Annotated in this window: 13 protein-coding genes and 2 pseudogenes; 2 read left to right on the forward strand and 13 right to left on the reverse strand. The window is 69.1% G+C overall.

Going from position 1 to position 18,715, the window contains the following annotated elements:
- The 5 genes and pseudogenes from AQI95_RS35035 to AQI95_RS35055 all read right to left on the reverse strand — a co-directional run.
- Positions 1–726, reverse strand: a pseudogene (locus AQI95_RS35035) (DNA primase); the annotation flags it as partial.
- Positions 723–1,835, reverse strand: coding sequence for a bifunctional DNA primase/polymerase (locus tag AQI95_RS35040; protein WP_079071723.1), 1,113 nt, complete (start codon positions 1,833–1,835; stop codon positions 723–725). The gene AQI95_RS35040 and the pseudogene AQI95_RS35035, both read right to left, overlap by 4 nt.
- Before the next feature lie 549 nt (positions 1,836–2,384).
- Positions 2,385–2,768, reverse strand: a complete 384-nt coding sequence (locus tag AQI95_RS35045) for a DUF6009 family protein (protein ID WP_067133593.1) — start codon at positions 2,766–2,768, stop codon at positions 2,385–2,387.
- Positions 2,769–2,985: 217 nt separating this feature from the next.
- Complete coding sequence (locus AQI95_RS35050) at positions 2,986–4,572, reverse strand: DNA primase family protein (protein WP_067133596.1); 1,587 nt, start codon at positions 4,570–4,572, stop codon at positions 2,986–2,988.
- Positions 4,569–5,591: a bifunctional DNA primase/polymerase gene (locus tag AQI95_RS35055; RefSeq protein WP_067133599.1), complete on the reverse strand. Its 1,023-nt coding sequence runs from the start codon at positions 5,589–5,591 to the stop codon at positions 4,569–4,571. The genes AQI95_RS35050 and AQI95_RS35055 overlap by 4 nt, the downstream gene beginning before the upstream one ends.
- A 724-nt stretch (positions 5,592–6,315) precedes the next feature.
- Between AQI95_RS35055 and tap the strand changes: the two genes are divergently transcribed.
- Positions 6,316–8,559 carry a telomere-associated protein Tap gene (gene tap / locus AQI95_RS35060; RefSeq protein WP_067133602.1) on the forward strand — a complete coding sequence of 748 codons (2,244 nt, stop codon included), beginning with the start codon at positions 6,316–6,318 and terminating at the stop codon, positions 8,557–8,559.
- A gap of 6 nt (positions 8,560–8,565) precedes the next feature.
- Entirely contained in the window at positions 8,566–9,120 is a 555-nt protein-coding gene (gene tpg / locus AQI95_RS35065; RefSeq protein WP_067133605.1) for a telomere-protecting terminal protein Tpg, read from the forward strand.
- Positions 9,121–9,232: 112 nt separating this feature from the next.
- Here the strand turns inward: tpg and AQI95_RS35070 are convergent, their stop codons facing one another.
- The 8 genes and pseudogenes from AQI95_RS35070 to AQI95_RS35105 all read right to left on the reverse strand — a co-directional run.
- Complete coding sequence (locus tag AQI95_RS35070; protein WP_067133607.1) at positions 9,233–10,615, reverse strand: ParB/RepB/Spo0J family partition protein; 1,383 nt, start codon at positions 10,613–10,615, stop codon at positions 9,233–9,235.
- Positions 10,612–11,877: a ParA family protein gene (locus AQI95_RS35075; RefSeq protein WP_067133609.1), complete on the reverse strand. Its 1,266-nt coding sequence runs from the start codon at positions 11,875–11,877 to the stop codon at positions 10,612–10,614. The genes AQI95_RS35070 and AQI95_RS35075 overlap by 4 nt, the downstream gene beginning before the upstream one ends.
- Before the next feature lie 288 nt (positions 11,878–12,165).
- Positions 12,166–12,477, reverse strand: coding sequence for a replication initiation protein, RepL2 (locus AQI95_RS35080; RefSeq protein WP_067133677.1), 312 nt, complete (start codon positions 12,475–12,477; stop codon positions 12,166–12,168).
- The gene (locus AQI95_RS35085) at positions 12,477–12,929 is read right to left on the reverse strand and encodes a replication initiation protein, RepL1 (RefSeq protein ID WP_067133612.1); all 453 of its coding nucleotides are present in this window, start codon (positions 12,927–12,929) and stop codon (positions 12,477–12,479) included. The genes AQI95_RS35080 and AQI95_RS35085 overlap by 1 nt, the downstream gene beginning before the upstream one ends.
- Before the next feature lie 871 nt (positions 12,930–13,800).
- Entirely contained in the window at positions 13,801–14,694 is an 894-nt protein-coding gene (locus tag AQI95_RS35090; protein ID WP_425264940.1) for a Vgb family protein, read from the reverse strand.
- Between the two features lie 185 nt (positions 14,695–14,879).
- Positions 14,880–17,375 (reverse strand): DEAD/DEAH box helicase, encoded by a 2,496-nt coding sequence (locus AQI95_RS35095; protein ID WP_279617039.1) that lies wholly within the window; start codon positions 17,373–17,375, stop codon positions 14,880–14,882.
- A 288-nt stretch (positions 17,376–17,663) separates the two neighbouring features.
- A complete protein-coding gene (locus tag AQI95_RS35100; protein ID WP_067133615.1) occupies positions 17,664–18,452 on the reverse strand; it encodes an ABC transporter permease in 789 nt (262 codons plus the stop codon).
- Positions 18,449–18,715 (reverse strand): annotated as a pseudogene (locus AQI95_RS35105) (ABC transporter); the annotation flags it as partial. The gene AQI95_RS35100 and the pseudogene AQI95_RS35105, both read right to left, overlap by 4 nt.

Below are 18,715 nucleotides of genomic sequence, written 5' to 3' on the forward strand. Positions count from 1 at the left end.
CCCGGAGCCGAAGAGGAACGGCATCACCTGAGCACCCACGTCACCGGTGATCGAATACCCCAGCAACAACTGCAGGAAGCCGATCATCTCCGCACCCTCGACACCCTCCCCGAAGGTATCGACCAAAAACCGGTCCCACCGAGGCGTCGGCATCGGTTCGGGTGTCGCGGTGGTGGACCGTGAGTGGAAGTCCTTGTTCGGGTCCGGCGTGCGCATGAGCCCGGTACGCAGATCGACGATTCCGCCGGGGGTGCACAGGGCGTAGGGGTCGGCGTCCAGCAGCGCTGCGTTCAACACCATCCCCGGAGCAGACTTCGCCTGAGTCAACATCGCGTTCATCCCGCTGGTGCTCAGCGCACGCCTGCGGTGGCGCTGCAACGCCGCCGTGCTGTAGACACCGCGTGGGTCGGCACTGGCGAGGGATTCGGCGAGGTCCCCGGCGGCCCACAGGACGGTGTCGTCCTCGTCGATCTGCCACCGCGTACTGTCCCACCGAAACCACCCGAGACCAGGCACATGCCGATAGTCGTCCGCATACAGACTCACGAACAGCTTCGCATTACCCCGATCACTCAACGTATCCGGCAACAACCCGTCAACCGTGGCCCCACCAACCGCCGGAACGCCGCCGTGGCCCTCCGCGCGTGCCTGGGGGATGGGACGGGCCAGAATCTGCGCGGCGACCGCACCGGCGTCGAAGACAGTCCTTTCCTGGCCATGGGTCACCGCCGGCCTCCCGGGGACAGCGGGCGTGCACGGCCCGCGCCGAGTCCGCTGCGGATGACCGCGTCGTAACGCCGTTCCTGCCCGGGGCGGGCCCGCTCCGCTGCGTCCCGCAGCACCTGCTCGGCCTCGTCGGCTCCCAGCAGCCCCGCGGCGACGAGGCCGCCGGCCGTGTACGCCGCCCGGTTGAGCTTCTCGGTGAACCCCGCTCCCTCGGCTACGGCCCCGCAGGCGGCCACCTCGGCCAGCAGGGCCCCCAGCACCCTGTCCACGGCTCCACGGCCGCCTGCGGCGGCCAGGACGGCCTGCCGGGCCCGTGGGGGCACAGGACGGGGCGTGGGCAGGCCTGCGGGCGGCAGATGGCCGGTGCGCTCCAGCTCCCGCGCCAGCCAGTCGGGCAGCGGTGCGGGCTCACGCACCGTGCCCACCGCCTCGTACCGCCCGGCCTCGGTCACCGTGCCCGGGGCGACGATGTACCCGCCGTGCGCCCTTACGTCGACCTGCCAGGCCAACGCCCGTCCGCCGCCGGAGCCCGACGAGCACTGCCACCGATGCCCCAGCAGGGCCCGGTACCACACGTGCAGCCCGCCCGAAGGGGTGCGCACCCGCAGGGTGGTCTCGTCCTCGGCGGGAGACACGGCCCCGCGCAGGGCGGCCAGCACGCCGACCGTGTGGAAGCCGTTGGCGAGCCCGGCCAGATCCACGGTGTCGGCGATGCCGATACCGGGCAGCAGGCGGTCACGTCCGGGCAACTGCCGGGCGTGGGCGTCGATGTCGACGACGACCAGCCCCGCGGGCCCGCAGGCGACCCCCACACCGAACTCCGGGTGGGCTCCCCACCACTGCTCGATCCGGGCGAAGTCCAGCGTGGCGGCCCGGAATCCGTGGCACCAGCGCCCGGCAGCAGGGCAGCGACATCCCCGGTAGGTGTGCCCGGGCTCACGGCAGGCCGCGCAGTTGCCCGCGGGCGTCTTGCGTCCCGGGGCCAACGGATGGACCGGCCAGCCGTGGCCGGCGCACCATCGGGCGATGGCCTGGGACTGCGAGGCGCCCGCTCCGGCAGGAGCGAGCCGCGGTGAGTCGCTGCGCCAAACCCGCAGCTCATCGGTCATGTGTTTCCCCCGTCAGCGACCGAAGCGACTCAACAACAGGCACACACTAGCGAAGCGCTGGCCAAGGGCGGGTCACCTGAGGGAAGAATCCATTCCACCCCGCCGGACGACGGAGCGACCGACAGGCCCGCACAGCGACCGAGCCCGTTTCGGTCGCTGCTTCGGTCGCCGCGTGAGTCGCTGCCAAACCCGCAGGTCACAGCTCTACGACGGGCCAAAAGCGACTGAAGCGACTCAAGTTCCCTACATATGAAACCCATACGCGCACACACACGCGCGCACCAATGTCTCCATATACCCGAGCCTTGGGTCGCTTCGGTCGCTGCCGTGCCCCAAACAGCCCTCTGAGCTGGGGTTTTCCCCAGCCACCTCCCAGCGACCCGACCTCATTGGGTCACTGTCCTTCCGTCGCTGATGCTCGGTCGCTGAGCCTCTCCCGCCCTACCGGAAGCGACTCGAGCGACTCTGGATCGAACCTGGATGACCGCTTCCTCATCCGGCGTCAGCGACCGAAGCGACCCAGGCGTCGATTCGACGCCGCGTCGGCCGTCACGACGCCGCGGTGGCTATGGCGGACGGCCCGCGCTGGGACCTCGGCGTCTTGCTCCCCGGCCTCTTCGGCTCGATGGTGCGCGGATCCACCGCCTCACCGGGCGCGCCTTCCCGGTACAGCCCCTCGGGAAGGCTGTCCCGGTCGTGCGGCAGCAGGAAGAACACCCGCCGCCGGTACAGCCCGCTGTCGGGATCGGCCTCGGCTCCGTCGTCGAGGACCGCGTAGCCGACCATGCGGCCGTCACGGGCGTACGGCGGCTTGGTGTTGCGGCGTCTGGTCTTGTCGAGCGCCTGGCGTACGTAGTCGAGGCCGTCCAGGGGCTCCAGCCACACCACCTTCGCTTCGTGGATGAGGTCGCTCTCGTTCATAAGCGAGCTCATGGCTTCAGCCCCTCCTTCGTCGGCCGGCCCTCGGCGGGGAGTCCGGCGCGCGGGTACATGTCGTGGGTACATGTCGTGCCGCGGTCCGTGCTGCGGGCCGTGGTACGGCGTTTGCTGCGGGAGGCCGCCGCGGTGACGGCCGCTCGCTTCCCATCGTAGAAGGGCCCCCACGCGGGGCGGAGGTTCCCCGGTCTGCCCCGGGGCGGTGACGAGGTGGTCACTCGGCCCCCGTGAGGGTGATCCGAGGGTAGTACTTACGGCCGTTGGACTTGATCATCCCGGCGGGAGAGGTGAGGCCGAGTTCCTGCCGGACCCGCGTGGCGAAGGCGCGGGGGCTGGCGGGCCGGATGCCCTCGCCCGCTGTGCACCACCCCTGATACGTGCTGTAGAGCAGGCCCTGCTCGACGCGCAGTTCGGGCGGGCCCTCGGCACCCCGGACGCAGCATTCGTTGAGGAAGCGTCCGATGTGGTCCTCGGTCTGCGCGTACTCCGTGGTCGCCATCCGCACCCGGTCGGGTCCGTCCAGCGGGTCCCGGGTGGCCAGATAGCGGCACGCGCCCTCGACAAGCCACTGCAGGATGCCGGGTCCCTCGTCCCGGACCAGCTCGAAGGCGAGGTTGTCGATTCGGCGCGCGGCGGGCACGATCCGGGTGAACGGGATCAGCCGGATACGTCGCCAGAACGCGAAGCCGCCCGTCGACACCTCGGGACGGTGGTTGCCCAGCAGCCACAGATGGTGGGTGGGCGTGAAGGAGAAGTAGTCCTGCCGCATCCGCCGGGCCTTGATCTTGTCGCCGCCGGTGAGGAGGCGGACCCGGGCCTCGTCGAACTTGTCGTTGGGCTTCAGCTCGCTGCACACCACCAGGCGCCGGCCGTGCAGCTCCGTCAGCTCGGTGGAGTGCTCGGAGAACGCGCCACGGTCCATCAGAAACCCCGGGGGCGCCGCGTCCGCGTAGTCGCCCAGGATCTGGATCATCGTGTCGAGCAGCACGGACTTGCCGTTCTTGCCCTCGCCGTGAAGGAAGGGCAGCACCTGGGCGCCGACGTCCCCGGTGATCGAGTAGCCCAGCAGGAGATGCAGGAAGCCGATCATCTCCCGGCCCTCGTCGTCGTCGCCGAAGGTGTCGGTCAGGAAGCGTTCCCACCGGGGGGTGAGCATCCTCTGCGGTGCGACGCTCGTGGCGCGGGAATGGAAGTCCCGGGTCGGATCGGGCTTGCGCAGCCCACCGGTGCGCAGGTCGACCACCCCGGCCGGTGTGCACAGCGTGTACGGATCCCCGTCCAACGTGTCCGGATCGACCGACAGATCCGGTGCTGCCTTCGCCTGGGTCAGCAGCGCCTTCATCCCGGTCGTGGACAGCGTCCGCCGCTTGTGCGCGGCCAGTTCCCGGTCGCCGTAGACCCCGCGCGGGTCGGTGTCCGGCAGGTCCTCGGCCATCTCGCCCGCCGCCCACAGAGCCGCCTTCTCGCCGCCGGTCCGCTTCCAGCGGTAGCCGTCCCACGCGAACCAGCCCAGGCCCTCGACATGGCGGAACCGGTCGCGGTACAGCTGCACGAACAACCGGGCGTTGCCACGATCGCTCAGATGCGGTGGCAGCGGCGCCGGCTCCTGCCGGGCGCTGTCCGGTGTGCTGAGCGGCGGGCAGGTCGACAGCGAGTGGGCTCTCGACACCGCCGACTGGACCGCCGACTGGGAGACCTGCGCGGGCAGCACAGCGGTGGTCGGCTCGCTCTCCTCGAGTTCGAGCATCTGCTGAGCGGCGGCCTGGGGATCGAACCGCGGCGTGCTCTCGGCGCTGCTCATGGACGTCCTTCAAGGTGGAATGGGCGCGCGCCCCCTGCGACGAGCCCGTCGTCGATGATCTTCTCGTTACGGAGTTCCTGCCAGGGACGCGCGCAGAGCGCCGCGGCCAGCAACTCCGCACGTGCTTCCCCGCGCTCAAGGTGACCGGCCGCCGCGAGCCCACCGGCCGTGAAGGCGGCCCGGTTGAGCTTCTCGGTGAACCCGGTGCCCTCGGGCGCGGCCCCGCACCGCACGACCTCCGCCACCAACGGGACGAGGACCCGGCGCGCGGCCGCGCCCCGCACCCTGTGCCGCACTCCCCCGCCGCCCGGCCGTGGCGGCCGTGGCACGGGAGGAACGACGAGATGCCCGGTGCGCACCAGCTCGGCATGCAGCCACGCAGGCAGCGGCGCCGGTCTCCGAGCAGGACCCTGCACCTCGTACACGCCCTGAGCCGTCCGGGTGGCGGGGGCGACGATGTAGCCGCCCTCGGCACGCACGTCGACCTGCCAGGCCAGCGCCACCTTCGGGCTGGACCCCGTCGAGCAGCGAAAACGCGTATGCGGCCCGGGGACGCGGTACCAGATGTGCAGCCCGCCCGACGGCGTCCGCACCCGCAGCGTGCCCTCGTCCCCGGCCGGATCGGGCTGTCCGCGGAACGCCGCCAGCAGAGCCAGCGTGTCGAACCCCGAGGCAAGACCGGCCAGATCCACGGCCTCGTGAATGGGAATGCCGGGGAGCAACCGGCTGCGATCCGGCACCGGGGCCGGATGAGCGTCGACATCGACGACGACGAGTCCGGCGGGGCCGCACGCGACTCCGACCCCGGCCGCGGGACTCTGCCCCCACCAGGCGTCGATGCGGTTCCGTTCGGTGGTCGCGGCATGAAAACCGTGGCAGGCCCGGCCCGCGACCGGACACGGGCACGTGCGGGGATCATGGCTTCGGTCCCTGCAGGCCGGACAGTTCCCGGCGGGCGTCTTGCGCCCCGGCGCGAGCGGATGCACCGGCCAGCCCTGCGCGGCGCACCAGCGGGCCACAGCATGCGGTGTCACCTCCCTGCCCTGCGGGGCAGGCGCGTGGGTCTCACCGGGGCTCGGCACGTGGATCGTCCTGAGGGACCGAAGGGACTGTCTTTCGCGCAGAGTTTAGGGCCGCGTCGTCCCAGGGCGGCGCAGCGCGCCTCTCCGCGTGCCGCCGTATCGGACTGCTCGGTCCCTTGAGTCCCTACCTACGGCCGGCCCCTGCCGGAGTCCCTTCGGCCCCTTGCGTCCCCGCCTGGAAAATTCCAGGTCAGCGCGGGTTCTCCGCCCCTTGCAGGGACTGAAGGGACCGAGAGCGCCCCATTATGAGCCGAACAGGCACTGTTGATCGTTGATGACGTCTCGGTGTTCTCACTTACGCGCGCGCATACGAACCCATACGAACTCGTACGAACCCAACCGAGTTCGCTTCATAATGGCGAAGTTGAGTCCCTACAGTCCCTGCACTGGACCCAACCACCCATCTGACCAGGCAAAACACTCCAGGGACCAAAGTCCCTCCGCCCCATGGCCCTCCGGTCCCTGAGCCCTTGCCCCCTCCCCCCCCCGCTCCCCTGGTCCCTCAACCCTCAACCCCCCAGCCCCCCGCCGTCCCCGGCCCCTGATCTCCCGATCCCTCACCGGCAGCACTCACCCACACGAAGCAATGCGCGATCTGCAAGCGATCCAATGATGGATCCACTGAGCGCCATGGATAGGGTGTGCGCTGGAGGTGAGCTGCGTGCCCACTCAGGACGAACTGTTCAGCGCAGTCGACGCGCTGCTGGAGGAAGTCGCCCAGAACGACCTGCCCTCGCCCGCCGAGCGCAGGCGTCTGCGGGAGGCCGCCGGGCTGAGCCAGACTCAGGTGGCGGCCGCACTGGCGACCCGGCGCGAGACGGTCGCGAGCTGGGAGTCGGGCAGGAACGAACCCCGCCCACCCCAACGAGCCGCCTACGCCCGCTTCCTGGAAAGGCTGGCCGAGCGCTTCCCCGCCTCGCCCCAGGAGACACAGACCACTCCCCCAGCCCCCGCCGTCCCTGAGCCCGCCAGGCCCAGGCCCGAGAACACACAGGACACGCAGGGCGCACAGGACGCACAGGGGACACGGAAGACCGGATCGAGCCCTACGACCAGGCCCCGGCAGCCCCCCGCCCCAGGCAGGCCCGCCCCAGGCAGGCCGAGCAGCGAACCGGCCCCCGCGACGGCTCCCGCCCGCCCCTCGGCCCCCTCCCGTCCCCCGGCCGACACGACCGCCTCCCACCTCGAAAACGGCCCCCTCGCCGTGATCGACCTCGAAGACGACCAGGTACAGGCCTACTGCGTGGGCGGCCTGGTCCTGGACGTCCCTGCCAAGAGCATCCCGGCCCTGGTGGACTGGACACTGACCGAGGCCGGTCTCGGCCAGTCCCGGCTGCACCGAAACGGCCGTGACGCCGACCCCGTACTGGTCCTCACTCCCGCGGCTCTGGAGCGATACGGCCTGCCCCTGACCCTGTCACCGGAGGAACGGCGCGCCGGACGGCTGAAGGACAGCCACAAGGTCGTCAAGCAGATCAAGAAGGCAGAACTGCAGCTGACCCAACTCGGCTTGGGACCATGGGCACGTCTCTACCGCGCCCCCGAAGGCGCCCGCCGCCGCTGCGTACAGCTGTGCATTCCGGCCTGGGGCGCCCTGCCCGTGGAGCAGTGGGACGACAAGAACAACCCACGCCTGCCGACCATGCCGGCTCCCGACCTCGCCCGATTCCTCGGCACCTACGCGGAGCGGGTGATGACCCCGCGCGGCACCACGGCGGTCACCGGCCTGGAGCTGATGACGGCGCTGCGCCCACCGACCCGCGCGGAGAAGGACGCGGACACCGGAGAGTTCCAGCAGGCCTTCAACGCCGACGCCCTCACCCACGTGTACGACGTGGTCGAGTGCGAGGTCCCGGACGAACACCCGCTGCTCAAGGGCAGATTCCCCCGCCACCACCAGCGGACCCCGGCCGAGATGCTCCTGGAGGAGCCGTACGACTGGTGCCGGGAGCTCACCGACGACGAGTGCATGCAGCCGTACCTGGTAGCCATCGACGTCAACATGGCGTTCGCTGCGGCCGCCAACGGACTGACCGTCGGACTGAACGGACCGACCCACCTCACCGGCAACCCGCGCTTCGACCCCACACTGCCCGGCTCCTGGCTGGTGGACCTCACCCATGTCGACCTCTCCCAGGTGGTGGTCAACGGCCGCTCGCTGGACGCCGACCGGCTCCCCTCCCCGTTCACCCCGAACGGCAACCGGCCCGAGGGCCCGGCCTGGTACGCCACACCGACCGTGGCGTACGCACGGGAACTCGGCTTCGAGGTCGCGCCGATCGAGGCGTACGTCCGCACCCGGACCGGCCGCTATCTGGACCCCTGGTACAAGCGGCTGCGCGACGCCTACATCGCCACCATGGCCGACCTCGGGGTGACCACCGCCCTGGACGGCGAGGAGTTCCTGCACGCGATGGTCCGCTCCCGGCACACCGATCCGACGCTGGCGCTGGTGCTGAAGGCCGTCAAGGCGACGGCCAAGGGCGGCATCGGCAAACTGCGCCAGCGCAACCGGGGCCAGGTGCCGTACTACGAGCCATGGCCGGCCCTCACCCGCCCGACCTGGCGCCCCGACATCCGGGCGGCCGTCCTGGCGACGGTCCGGGTCAGCATGCACCGCAAGATCATGAAGACGGCGGCTGCCACCGACCTCTACCCCGTGGCCATCGGCACCGATGCCCTCGTCTACCCCTCCCCCGGCCCCGGCCCGCTGGACTTCCTGCCGTACACCGCCGAAGGGAAACCCGCGCCGGGCACTTTCCGGCTGGGCGTGAGCCCCGGCATGGTCAAACACCAGGGCACGCAGACCGTGCTGTGGGCGGAGGAGCAGTTCGAGCAGCACGGCGGTCTGTTCAACATCGCCAACCACATCAAGAACGACGGCATCACCGCTGAAGGGGAGTAGCCGACGATGGACTCGGTAGGGGACAGCCTGGACCGTGCGCTGGAGCAGGCGTTCACCCGCCCCATCCCCAAGAGCGCCCCGGCCCAGATGAGATATCTCGTCAAGCAGCTCAAGGGCACCAGGCGAGCCGCCGAACTGCTGGGGGTCTCCCAGCGCACCGTGGAACGGTATGTGACCGGCCAGTTGAAGCACCCCCGCCGGGAGCTGGCCGCCCGCCTGGAGCGCGAGGTACGCCACCGCTGGCAGCCGCAGATCCGGGCACGGGCGAAGCAGAAGGCCGCCAGCACCGACGGCCTGGTCTTCGCCACCCGGGCCAGGTTCGGCTTCACCGCCGCCCCGGGCACCACCGATGACGCCCGCATCCGCGACATCACCCAGGCCCTGCCCCCGCAGTGGGCCGAACGGCTCTTCCAGGCGAGGGACGCAGGCGCCACCGAGAACCAGCTTCTGCAGATCGCTGCGGAGGGCCTGGGGCAGATGTACTTCCGAGCCGACGACACCCGAGCCCAGGGCCTCGATGTGGAGTTCACCGACGTCGAACAGATCGAGATCTCCCTGTAGCCACCACGGCTCGCGCCAGGCTCGACCTATTACGGCGTAATAGCGGTACACGGCATACGCGAATGGGCCGGCCCCCACAGGGGGGCCGGCCCATTCGCTGGTTCGGTACAGATCACTCGCCCTGTACGGCACCTTGCTCGGCGAAGGACTGCGCCAGCTCGGCAAGCCGGGCGGGGTCCCGCTCCAGTCCCTTCTTGCTCAGGAACCGGAGCAAGTCGAAGAACGTGTCGTCGCTTGCGATGTTCCGGTCCAGGAGCATGGCAAGGGTGCCGGGCTCGTCGTACGGCACCCTGCGCGCATGGGAGCCCGTCGCACCATCCGTCTGTGCGCGCGAGGCCGTCACCTCGGTCCGCGGCTCCGGCACCGGCTGCTGCGCAGCTGCCTCGTCACCGGTCGGTACCGGCGCGACAGCCGGAGCGTCCGGCGCCGACGAGACAGCCGTAGCCGATGAGACGGCGGAGTCGGACGAAGCAGCCGGTTCCGGTGCGTCCGGAGCGGCATCCCCTATTACGCCGTAATAGCCGTCGGCCACATCGGCCCGTCGCTCCGTCTCGCCCCGTCGCTCCGCCTCGGCGCTGCCCGTCCGTTCCTCGGTACTGTCCGCCTGCTCCGGCTGCCGGTTCACGGAGGTCCGGAGCCCGCTCGATGCGCCGTCTCCTATTACGCCGTAATAGCCCTCCGGCTCCCCCGACGGACGCGGAGCGGCCGATGCCTGCGCCTCGCTCGCCTGCTGCTGCTCTTGTTCCTGCTCCTGCTCCTGGAGCTTCTTCCGGTTGCGCTTCTCCTCCTCCTTCCGGGCCCGCTCGTCCTTCAGTTCCTGGAGCGCTGCCCCTTGCTCCGCGGCCGGCTTGTTGGCCACGGCACGCAGCAAGTCGATGGGCTCTTCGCCGATACGGCTCTGGAGTTCGGGCGTCAGGTTGAGCAGCGCGAGACGCTGCGATACCCAACCCTGGGAGCGGTGGAGCCGCTTGGACAGCACGGTCTGACTGCCATGGATGGCCAGCAGACGCTTGAGCGCTCGGGCCTCGTCCAGCTCCCCGAGGTCTTGCCGGTGAATGTTCGCGACAAGGGCGGACTCCAGCAGCTCTTCGGAGTTGGTGCCCTGGTCGTCGCTGACCATCACCTTGATGGTGAGGAGCTGCGCTTCGCGGGCCGCGGCGAGACGGCTGCTGCCATCGATGACGACATGGGTGGTGTCGGCTTCGAGGTCCGCCTCGCGCTTGGGGTTGGCCCTGATGTAGGCGTCGCGGTTCATGACCGTGATCGCCTGCTTCTGGCCATGGGTCTTCAGACTGCCCGCGAGGTCGGTGAGATCCCCGAGGCTGGAGCGAGGGTTGTCCGGGTTGAGACTGATGCGCTGCGGGGGCAGTTCCGTGGGAGGAGCGACCCCGTCGGTGGGCACCCCGGTAGCAGCGGCGACGGCTTGGCGGCGTGCGCTCACAGACCGCACTCCCCCACCGAAGCGGCCAGCTCCCAGTTGGTCGGCCTTGCTCATGCGATCTCCCGAGCCAGTGCGCGCATGCCGACCGCCTGCTGCGATTTGGGTGCGTAGGCCAGCAGAGGCCGCTTCATCCGGACCGCTTCTTTCTGTTCTTTGAGATCGCCGATGAGCCCGACGACCCGTGGATCCTTTATGTCGACCCACCCCTGGAGCGAGGAGGTGGCGATGAAGCCCCTCCGGGAGTCATACAGGTTGACGACGATGCCCAGATAGTGGATGTCGACCTGGAGGTCGTTGCGCAGGTCGTCGATCTGCGTCGTGAGCAGCTCGTAGGCGTCGGCCGAGCTGTCCTCGGCCTGTACGACGATCAGGGCACCGGACTGTCCGGGCTTCTCGCCGTCGCGGCGACGGCCGTAGTACGCGGCGGCGTCCATGCTGAGGCCGAGGCTGGGCGGGCAGTCGACCAGGATCACGTCGTAGTCGGCTTCGAGTGGAGCAAGGGCGCGCTCCAGTGCCGCTTCCCTCGCCCGCACGGCGGACAGGCGGACATCGAGAAGGAAGGCATCGTTGCAGGCGGGCAGCAGGTGGAGGCGGCCGCCGAAGGTCTCCTCATCGATGGAGACGATGAGATCACGGAGATCACCCTTGGGGTCGCCTGCCATGTGGTTGGTCAGGCTGTCCCCGTTCATGGGCAGAGGCGCGCCCCCGAGCTGGTTGGTGAGATGGCACTGGGGGTCGAAGTCGACGAGCAGGACACGCAGTCCGATCCCCGGCAGGTTCTCCACGTCCAGCGGGTCGTCACCGACCGGCACATCACCGGACTCGATGTCGCTCGCGCGCAGGGCTTCGGCGAGTGCCTTGGCCACCCGGACGGCGTGGAGCCGGTTGGGGTCCTCGGCGAGTGCCTCACCCAGACCGGCGGTGATCGCGGTTTTGCCGACACCGCCCTTCTGATTGCAGACGATGACACGGCGGGTGATCTCGGGCCGTTCAAGGTCCGGCGCGGGGTTGGAGTCCAGCCACAGCTGCACGGACTGTGCCAGACCCTGGATGAGGGAGACACGGCGCTCGGTGGCGATCTGACGGAACTCGTCCCACTGACCGGGCGGCAGGAAGGTGGAGAACGAGTCGGCACCCGAGGTGTCGATGGCCGCAGGCGTGGAGGCAAGGGCACACCAGTCGCGGATGCCCTGCTCGACGGCTGCCTGGATCTCGATGCCGCGCTGAGCGGCTCTGACCTTGAGGTTCTGCCGGAGCCATCCCGGCAGTTTGGAGACGACCTTCTCGCGGTCGCTGGAAGTGGCTGGCGAACTCATGGATGACACCTTACTAACGCGCAAGATCTTTGGAAGCACCGACACGTTAGTTACAGGTATTGATAGGCCATCAGTGGCGGCTCGGCGGCCCACCACGCCCGCTATTACGCCGTAATAGGACGGCACTCTGCGCGGGCTCCTACGCCGGGCGAGCCCTCACCGGCACAGCACTCAGCCCCCCGGCAGGCCGTGCCAGGGGGCTGAAAGAACTTGCTCTGAGGTCAAGGAGAACGTCCTGCAGAGCGCTCCTCATTGACGTGACGTACATGAGGAGCGCTCTGTGGGACGTCATGTCGCGCGTCGGAGAGGGACGACGACGTTCTCGCCCATGCGCTTGGGGTCGAGCCGGTAGTACTTGATGTGCCCGATCCTCTCGGTCTCCTCGAGCCAGCCCGCCTCGATGACCTGCTTGCGGGTGCGTGAGAAGACCGGAGGCGCCATGCCGACCAGCTTGGCCAGATTGGCGGCCGTCTCCAGCACGGCACCGGACCGGTCGGTCGGATGCAGGGCGTACAGCATGACAACGAGACGCTGGTTGGCGGTCATGCCGGCCGTCTTCTGCAGCAGTTCGAGGTTCTTCTGCTTGTCGTCGCTGCTGATCACTGGGCCTCCCACCGCGCAGGGGCGTTCTCGTCGAAGCCGGGGATGTCCGGCGGGTTGCACGTCTTCACCGCTTCACGCTGCTCAAGCCCCGTACCGTGAAACGCGATGTACGGGCTGATTCGGTAGAAATTGTAGTTACCGATGCGCCCTCGAACGACCAGGATGCGGTGTTTGGCCAGCTTCCTGTTGATCTTCCCTACGGCATCGGTGGACATGCCTACCCGCTTGCCAATGTCCGCTCCCGTAGCCCTCAGCGGCTCCATGCCTTCGGGCGAGACCCCGATCCACCACAGGACGAGGAACTTCTGACTGGGCGTGAACGCCTTCGACTCGGTGATCGCCTCCACCCGCGCCTTGTCGACCTGTGTATGTCTGCCCGAGAAGGCGTATGGCGCATAGGGGACCGGCTCGCCTGTGTCGGCATCAACCAGTCTGCGTACTGCTCCCAACGGGCCCTCCGTGTCAGGAGTTGACGGGTGGTTCACGAGGACGGCTCTGAGGCCGACCTGATGAACCTAACGTACATGAGCAGGAAGTCAATCAACTCCGCCTGTCGGCCGTGTCGGCTGCCGCTCCGCTCAGGAACGGCGTCAGGGATCGCGCCGCCCCGTTCCGCCCGATCAGGCCCACGCTCATGTACGTCACGTCAATCTGGTACGTCCACAGGATCGTGGGCCAAAGATCCTGTGGACGTGGTGGCAGTCCCCAGGAACCGAGTAGTACGTCCGAGGGAACTGGGTACCCAGTTCCCTCGATCGTGGTCCGCTGTCGACGGAACTGCCTGGCAGTTCTCCCAGTCGTGGTTGTTCGAGCTGTTTTCGCAGGTCAGAGCCCATTTGGCTGCTGCGCTCTCTTCCCCTGACAGGAACCGCGCCGTACGCACCACCGCACAAGCACCGGCGGCTACCCAGCCCTTCCCCGTCAGCCCCCGCTGCAGTCACCCGCCCTGACACCGAAGCAGCACTCGACAGCCCACCGAACAAACCCCGACCCACGACCGCGCGCCCGCCTCCACCGAACGCCGACCACTGCCGGACCACGTCTCGACCGGCTACCAAGCGCCCCTCCGCCGCCCACGACCCCGCCGCTTCCCAGCGCGCACGGTCGGTACCACGACGAAACGGATTCGCGCTGGGAAGTGGTGGGGCAGCGGGGTCCAGGGGCCGGCGAAGGCCCCTGGTACCACGCTGCCCGGCCCCGTCCCGGTAGCAGTCCCCGGCTGGCACGTCCCATGAACGGCCGTCACCCTCCCCGACCTTGGCGCCTGAACCCGCAGGTGGGCACCGCGTGCACCGGCAAGAGACTTCTGCGCGACCGGCCCTACGGCACCAAGCGCGCGACGCACCCTGTCTCAAGAGCCGCCCAGAGGGCGCCATCAGGGCCCAGAGTGATGCCATGTGGCTCGCAGGACGGTGACGGCAGGTCGTACTCGGCGATCTCACCGCTCACCGTGATGTGCCCGATGCGGTTGGCCCCCCACTCGGTGAACCAGCAGTCGGCGGTGGAGGCCGCGACGATGGCGTGGGGCCTGGCCGCGCGGTCGGGAAGCGGAAACTCTGCGATGCGACCGTTCACGTCGATCCTGCCGATCTGGCCCACTGCGATCTCGACGAACCACAAAGCCGTACCGTCACTCGTGATGCCCACGGGCGCGGCGTCGGGAGTGGGCAGGGAATGGATGGCGATGTGACCGTCGACGGTGATGCGGCCGATCGCGTTCGCCTGGTTGAGGGTGAACCACAGGGCTCCGTCAGGACCTGCGGTGATTGCCGACGGAAAGCCGCCCGGGGTGGGAAGGCTGAACTCGGTGATGTCGCCGGTGCCGGTGATACGCCCGATGCGATCGGTGTTCATCTGCGTGAACCACATCGCGTCGTCCGGCCCGGCGGTGATACCGAAGGGCCCGCTGCCGGGCGTCGGCAGGGGATAGGAGGCCGCTGCGCCCTCAGGCGTGATGCGGCCGATCCGGTGGTCCTGGGACCGGGTGAACCACAGAGCGCCGTCCGGCCCGGCGGTGATGACCGTAGGACGACACGCAGCCGAATCCAGCGGATAGTCGGTGAGTTCACCGCCGACGGTGAGACGCGCGATACGACCGCTGTGTACATAGGTGAGCCATAGGGCACCGTCCGGCCCGGCCGCGATGCCGTAAGGCCCGGCCTGCTTGTCCGATACGGGGATCTCCGTGATGGCCGGGGCAGCGGATCGGTGCACAGCGAGTCCTTGGAGGTATTGGAGGTACCTGACAGTCATGATCTGCTCAACGACCGTCCGCGGCAGCGACCATTGGTCCGGGCGGCGGAAGCCGGCTTCCGGTTGAGCCGTGCCGACGACGCTGCCTCTCCCTGCCTACGAGGACTCAGCAGTCGCAAGAGCATTTGCCCGCAGCATCGGAATGGCTATGTCCAGCGCATGCCGATGGCAGAGAGTTGTTCCACCCGCTCCGGCGACAGTGTGGCGGCTCTGCTGCGCTGGTTGCTGACCCACGCCCCGAGCCGGAACCGCTGCTCCTCAGGGTCTTCGCCACCGGCGATTGTCTCCACGTGTTTGCGTGGTACGTGGAGGTGTCCTTCGCGCTCGTAGAACTGGCGGGCGGCGTTGTAGTTGAGTGCCCATCTGTCGGCCTGTGTGCGCCGCGGGCGCGGCTTCTCGTCCGCTGCGGCGGGCTGGATTCCGAGGATGTGCTCACACATCCATTGCTGGACGGTGGTGAGTGCGTCGAAGCCGAGTCGCTGTTGCCGTACCCATCGTCCGAGGTCCTCGCCCTGGTGGACGACGTCGCCCGGCGCGTGGGGGAGAGTCCGGCCGGTTTCGAGGTGCAGTCGGACGAGGTGGAAGGCGCGTTGCCAGTCCACGGGCCATACCGGACACCATGAGGGGTCGATGTCCTCCAGCTGTTCCCGGCGTTCGGCTGTGAGTTCGCCGATCGTCGCCTTCCTGCTGAGGCCCTGGGTGCGGCGTTGTTCGGCCTCCGCCGCCCTACGGCTGGCGGCTCGCTGGTTCTTCAGCCAGATGCCGATCTTGTAGCTCTGGTAGGTGGCGTCGAGCGGTGCCAGCAGATGCCCCTGCTCGGCCGCCCATCCCCGCGCGGCGGCGAGTCCTTCTTCCCAGGCGACGTCATGGTGCGACCAGACCATGCCCAGCTTCTGGAGCTGGGTGACACGTTCGGTGTCCAGTCGGCCGCGGGCGTGAGAGCGCCGGGCGTCGGCGATCCACTGCCCGAGCGGAAACCGTTGGAGCGAGGCGGGCCACTCCTCGGCCTCCGCGTCCCGGCCGCTGCCAGCAGGGACGCGATACGTGAACGGCACTTTGAGGTCGCCGTGCTCGCGGGCGTAGATGACGGCGGCCTCCACTCCGCGCCGCCAGTGCTGGTGCTCGGGGTGGAGGACGCGCAGGTTGATGAAGGCCGACAGCTGCGCGGGGTCGCGCGGGGTGCTGAACTTCAGCAGGGCCCGGGCGGGTACCGACAGTCCGAAGCCGCCGCTCTGGTCGTCTTGGCCCGCAGAGCGGCTCTGTACGCCTTTGGAGCGGCTTTTGGCCTGCGGTTGGGCCAACGCCTCTACGACGCGTGCGTCGTGCGCTCTGAGGGCCTCCAGGAGCTTGGCCAGTCCGCCGTAGGCGCGGGAGGTGAGCATGTTGTCCGCGGTCTCCCCGGGCTCGAGCAGGACCGGTACGACGAGGGAGGCGATCTTGCCCTCCCCGGGCTGCATGCGCAGCGCCCGGCCGACGGCCTGGACGAGGTCGGGCATGGAGCCGCGTACGTCGGCCCAGTAGACGGAGTCGCAGTTGCGGGTGTCGATGCCTTCGCCCAGGACCTTGACCGAGCCGAGGAAGGCCTTCTCCACGATGGTGCCGTTTGCGGTGACGCCGTCGGCGAACTGGGTGAGGATCTGTCGGCGGTGTGCGGCCTCGTGCTCGCCGCACAGCCAGTCGGCCCAGATCGTGCGCGGGTACGACGGGGGATCATCGGCGTGCAGACGGCCGGCCACGTCCGCAAGACCGGCCGCGAAGGCCTCGGCTTCCTTCACCAGGTGGTGGAAGACGAGTGTCCTGCGGAAGTCCTCTTCGGCCGAGGCCTTGACCAGCGCTGTCTGCAGGGCTGCGAGCCGTGCTCCGCGCACTTGGTCCGAGCGTCCCTCGGCGCCCAGGAGCTGTGCGGCTTGGAGATGTGTGTCGGTGATGTCCAGGCACACCACTTGGTACGGCGCGCAGATCCCCCGGTCGATCGCCTCGGACAGGGTGAGTGTGTAGCACCTGCTGCCGAATGTCCCGCCAGGCTCGTCGTCCATCGAGGCGACCGGCTCACCCGGAACGCCCTGTTCTGAGTCGTCCAGCTGCCACAACCGGGGCGTGGCGGTCATGTACAGGCGCCGCAGGGACGGGATCCGGGTGTTGTCGTGGACGACCGCCCAGGGCTTGCCGATCCGCCCCGATGTCCGGTGTGCCTCGTCCACGACCACGAGGTCCCAGCCGGGAAGACCGGCGGCATGGGCGCGTTCGAGCGTGCCCAGCCCGAGCGAGGCGTACGTGGCGAACGCCGTGGCGCGGTCGAAGGGCCGTACCCACGCGACCAGTTCGCCCACGTCCGTGGTGTTGGGGAAGGACGCCTCCTCACCTCGCAGCGACGACACCCCGATCATCGGGCCGCTGCGGCCCCCTTCGCGCCATGCGGCCTCGGTCTGGGCGAGCAGGTCCAGGGAGGGTACGAGCACCAGCACCCGGCCCGCCCGCAGTTCCTGGGCGCTTCGTACGGCGACGAGGGTCTTCCCGGAGCCGGTCGCCATGACGACCTGGGTGCGCAGCCCGCGCTCGGGAACGGTGGAGCGTGCGGGCAGTTCGAGCGCACGCAGTACCGCGTCCACGGCTTCTCGCTGGTGGGGACGGAGTTCCTTCACGGCCGTTCCATCTGCCTTTCGACGACGATCCGGCCGTACCGTGATCCCGCCTGCTCGCCCACCGACACCCCTCCGCACCAGTGCGCTCGGAGGGGCCTCATCCTAGCCACGGGCAACCCGCGGCACCGGGAACCCGCACCTGCTCCACGCAATCGCACTGGTGCAGGTGGCTGCAAGCCCCGGTCCCGGACCTGGCGAAGGCCCGTCGCTGTCACCGGGGGTGTTGGCAGCGGCGGGCCTTCGCGGGGCGGGGGGTGTTGCAGGTGGTTGTCCGTGTGCTCGTGTCGCCTATTTGGGGTCGCGGTTGAACTGTGCCTTGGACCAGCGGTAGCCGAGTGCGGTGAGGGCGAGGCACCAGGCGATGGCGATCCACCAGTTGTTGCCGATGTGGGTGCCGAGGAGGAGTCCCCGGAGGGTTTCGATGGCGGGGGTGAAGGGCTGGTACTGCGCGATGGGTTGGAACCAGCCGGGCATGGTGTGGAGGGGGACGAAAGCACTGGAGATGAGGGGGAGGAGGATGAGCGGCATGGCGTTGTTGCTGGCGGCTTCGGCGTTCGGGCTGCTCATGCCCATGCCAACAGCGATCCAGGTGAATGCCAGGGCGACGAGCGCGAGCAGGCCGATTGCTGCGATCCATTCCAGGGGGGTGGCGTCGGTGGTGCGGAAGCCGATTGCCGTGGCGATGGCGCCGACGAGGATGACGCTGGTGAGAGACTGCAGAACGCTGCCGGCGACATGTCCGAAGAGGACGGAGCCGCGGTGGATGGCCATGGTGCGGAACCGGGCGATGATGCCTTCGTTCATGTCGGTCGAGACGGAGACGGCGGTGCCGATCGTCGTGGAGCCGATGGTCATGAGGAGGATGCCGGGCACGATGTAGGCGATGTAGGCGGAGCGGCCTGTGCCGCCGCTGATCCCTGCGCTCATGGTGTCGCCGAAGATGTAGACGAACAGCAGGAGCAGCATGACGGGGGTGAGCAGGAGGTTCAGGGTGAGGGAGGGGTAGCGGCGGGCGTGCAGGAGGTTGCGCCGCAGCATGGTGGAGGAGTCGCGTACGGCGAGAGAGAGGGAGCTCATCGGACAGCCTCCTCGGGCTGGCTGGGCAGACCGGGCAGGGTGGGCCGGCCGGGCTGGGGGGCGGTGTCGGTGAGGGCGAAGAAGACGTCGTCCAGGTCGGGGGTGTGCACGGTCAGTTCGTCGGCCTGGATGTCGGCGGCGTCGAGCCGGTCGAGGATGGCGCGCAGGTCACGCTGGCTGCCGTCGCTGTGGATCTGGAGTGAGAGCGACTGGTCGTCGCGGGTCGCCTCGTGCAGTGCGAGGGCGGCGGACTGGTGGGCGAA

The sequence above is a fragment of the Streptomyces yokosukanensis genome (assembly GCF_001514035.1).
In the GTDB taxonomy this organism is placed as follows: domain Bacteria; phylum Actinomycetota; class Actinomycetes; order Streptomycetales; family Streptomycetaceae; genus Streptomyces; species Streptomyces yokosukanensis.